Here is a 3,664-nt window from a genome sequence, read left to right as displayed (position 1 = left end):
CACTATAAAGATTCCCATCTCTATCGGCGTATTTGTTGCTAAACATGTATTGGTTGTACCATACTATCGCCAGTCCTGGTGCTCCTCTGGCCATATCCCGAACATTAGAAAAGGCAGGTGAATAATGCCCTGTCTGAAAAGGTGAAACCTGTTGCGCTTTTAGCTCCTGCACTCCATAGCCGATAATCACTATCAGAAGGAATCTCAAAGTATGCCTGGTTGTTGTAAAAATCTCTTTCATAATTAGATCACTTAATCTTCCAAAAGCGTAACTTCTTTAATGGGAAGACGTAGGTTATAAATAGACTTGAGTACCCCGGAAAGCTCTGCCTGATCGGAAATCCTTCCTTCCAGAATCGTTTCAGGGCGGGCATTCTCAACTCTAAATACTTTAAAATTCATATGGCCAAAGCGCCCTATGTAAGTATCTGGGATTTCACCCTTAATAGTGATCCGATAAATGGCAGGTCCTGAAAACGATAACTCTAATTCGACATTCTCCATAGAAGTAGGTCTCACAATTCACCCATAAATGTATTGGACCTACAAACCTTAGAAAATCCCTGAAAGTGGAAAAAAAGTGGACATTATCCCAAAGGGACTATGTAATGCTAAACTGGAAGTGAAAAGATTAAGAGGAAATCAGGAATTAAAACCTTCAAGAAGATTGGAAGATTGTGCTAATTGGACCAGCTGAATCCTGTTGCGGACATCGAGTTTTTGAAATGTTCGGTATAGATGCTTTTTTACGGCATCCACGGAAATGAACATTTTATCCGCAATCTCCTGGTTGCGTAATCCTTGGGATAACCATTGAACGGTTTCAAGTTCGCGAACCGTAAGTGTTTCACCCCCCCCCTGAGCAGGGCTCTTTTTGGCCTTCTGTTTTGTACCCGTTTGGATGGAACTGGTTATTGGTTCATCCGATGAGGCTATGGCCGACCCTACTTCTGTGAGAAATTCGGGAACTACCTTTTCCTTTATCAGTTCCCCGACCATCTCAGATATCTCGGGCCCGACCTCTACAAAAGGTCTGAGCCAACGCTGTGGTGCTGCCAACAAGGCCGCCTCCTTTAATTTAGCCAATGCGGATTCAACTTCGCCCAGTTTATAATGAGCCAGCGACATCAGTACCAGAATATCCAGCGCATGGCATTCAAAATGCAGCCTTTTTATTATTTTATCAATCTTAAGGAGCAATTCAGATGCTCTTTCCAAATCCTTTTTATCCCCTCCCTTTATTAAGGCTCTTGCGCCGGTAATTACGGGCACTTCTATCCATACCCATGTGGTCATGGGGTCGACTTCAAGGAGGGACGTCCTTGCCCAGACTATAGCATCTGACGGGTCACCCTGAAGGAGGCTGAATCTGGCTTTAAATGATGAGATAATCTCCAGATCATCGTTATTATTAATTTCTTTAACAAACTTCAGCATTTGGTTGAGCAAGTCTGTTGCTCGTTTGGTCTCACCCATTAGTTGTAAACTGAGAATAGCCCCTATATGGGAATTTACAGATAGGTTCATATCGCTGATATACCTTTTTTTGATGGCGGTGTCAAACTCCGAATAGGCCTCTTTGAGATCAAATAAATTAAATGCGATATACCCGTCCAGATACTCGGCCCAGCTCTGTGCAAAATCACTTCCGCTTTTGTCCATTACTCTCTTCAAAGGACTGGACCACTTTCGTGCTTCAATAAAATCCGCCGAAAGGATATGGACATAATTCATTCCTATCTGTATTCGGGTCAGATACATAATATTGGTAAGGGAAGCCCGGGCAATAGCCTCTTCCAGTTTATGGATAGCCAATTCCTTTTCTCCGCACATATGAAGGCTCATTGCATATAGCAATTCGGCTTCCCCTAAAAACAAATCCGTTTTTGAACTCAGGCGATTGACCGCCTCCTGCGCGTAAGACATACTTTTTTCACCACGACCGGAGAAATAACATATCAGTCCTTTGATAAACCACAATTGACCCTGAAGGTTATCTTCTAAGTCTGAAATTTCAAAATTGCGTTCAACATGGTCTACAACCTCGATTAATTGAGGAATTCGCCCTTGCCCATAATAAGACCATATCCTGGTAAGGAGAAGAAAGCTATTTTTTGCCTGCACCTCCTCCGGGATATACCCTAACCAGAGATCCACATTATGCCATTGGTCCATCCCAAATTCTTCAATCGTATTACCCTTCATGGCGTCAATGGCCTTTTCAATGGAGTTGCCGGCTATGGCATGTTGAATTCCCTTTTCGATATATCCTTCCTTTAAGAACCATTCCGATGCGCGTAAATGGTACTTTTCAATGACTTTTACATCTAATTTTTTTCGCACTTCCCCCTGAAGGAGCTCCTGAAAAATATGATGGAACCGAAACCACTTTGTTTCCCTATCCAATGGGATCAAAAACAAATTGGTACTCCTAAGCCATTGGATAAAATTTTTATTTTCTGATAACACCCGGTCGCCATAAACCGATTGTAACAGCTCAATACAGAATTCATCGAACAAGGAACAAGCCAGGAGTAATTCCTGTGCCCGTTCAGACTGTTTCGTAAATACTTCTTCAAACAGGAACTCACTCGCCAAATGCGATCTTTTGGTGATTTTTTTCAGGTATGACGCTTCGTCAGCTACTTTATAAAGGGCACTTGAGATTAATACAAGACCTGTTATCCAGCCTTCGGTGGTCTCAGATAAATGAACGGCGGAGTCCTCTGAAAGTGTAAATTTGTTAAGCCTGTCAAAAAGGGATATGATCTCCTCCTTATTAAAAGTAAGATCTATCATCCTGATTTCCGTCAATCTGTTATGCGCTCTTAAATGGCTTAACCTTAAAGGGGGGTCTTCCCGTGTACTGATCACCAAATGCATCCCTGTCGGGGGAAACTGAAGTAATTTACCGATCAACCTGAGGACTTCCTCATCTGATATGAGATGAAAATCGTCTAACACCAAAACAAAGTCTTCCTCGATATCGTCAATTTCGTTAACCAGGTTATTTGTTATTTCCGTTAGGGGTGGTAGTTTACCCGCATTTACATAGGCCTTTGTTTGCCCAAGAGATCCCGGGAAAAATTCCTGAATTCCATAGAAAACATAAGTCAGAAAGCTTTTCAGGTCATTATCCTCTTTGGTAAGCGATATCCAGATACAGGTATGCTCTTTCTGTTGCATCCAGGAGCTGACCAGCATGCTTTTGCCATAACCGGCGCCTGCCGAAAGGAGTGTAAGAGGTTTGTGTAGATTTTTCTCCAGATACTCAATCAAATTCTCACGAAGGATATGGTCACTCGTGATAGACGGTCTGTGAAGTTTGGTTCTAAGGAAAGTTCGAATTCTTTCAGACATATTTTGGATTTTCAAATTCCCAATTCGACAGGAACTAAATCAAAGGGGGATACAAAAACCCTAAGGAGATTGATTTTATGAAAAATTTCAAAAACTTAATTAGGAAAAGTAAGCAAAATTCTTCGAAGTATCAGAGGCCATAGGGATGAGATCTCTCGACAAGGTGACTTAATCATGGAAGATTCTGAAATCCTAAATCCTCAATCTTGTTTCATCAAAATTAGCGGAAAGAAAAGATAGAAAAGATGACGAGCAAGAATTATAAGTCAATAACGCGAATCGTATAATTTGAGCACTTTTATTC

Annotated in this window: 2 protein-coding genes and 1 pseudogene; all 3 read right to left on the bottom strand. The window is 41.5% G+C overall.

Going from position 1 to position 3,664, the window contains the following annotated elements:
• A pseudogene (locus WBV75_RS08965) lies at positions 1 to 241 on the bottom strand (hypothetical protein); the annotation flags it as partial.
• A gap of 11 nt (positions 242 to 252) precedes the next feature.
• Positions 253 to 504 carry a hypothetical protein gene (locus WBV75_RS08960; protein ID WP_424120285.1) on the bottom strand — a complete coding sequence of 84 codons (252 nt, stop codon included), beginning with the start codon at positions 502 to 504 and terminating at the stop codon, positions 253 to 255.
• 138 nt (positions 505 to 642) lie between these two features.
• Positions 643 to 3,360: a LuxR C-terminal-related transcriptional regulator gene (locus WBV75_RS08955; protein ID WP_424120284.1), complete on the bottom strand. Its 2,718-nt coding sequence runs from the start codon at positions 3,358 to 3,360 to the stop codon at positions 643 to 645.
• Positions 3,361 to 3,664: the final 304 nt, after the last annotated feature.

This window comes from Robiginitalea sp., assembly GCF_049588695.1.
Lineage (GTDB): Bacteria > Bacteroidota > Bacteroidia > Flavobacteriales > Flavobacteriaceae > Robiginitalea.
This window is presented reverse-complemented; position numbering and strand designations above follow the sequence as displayed.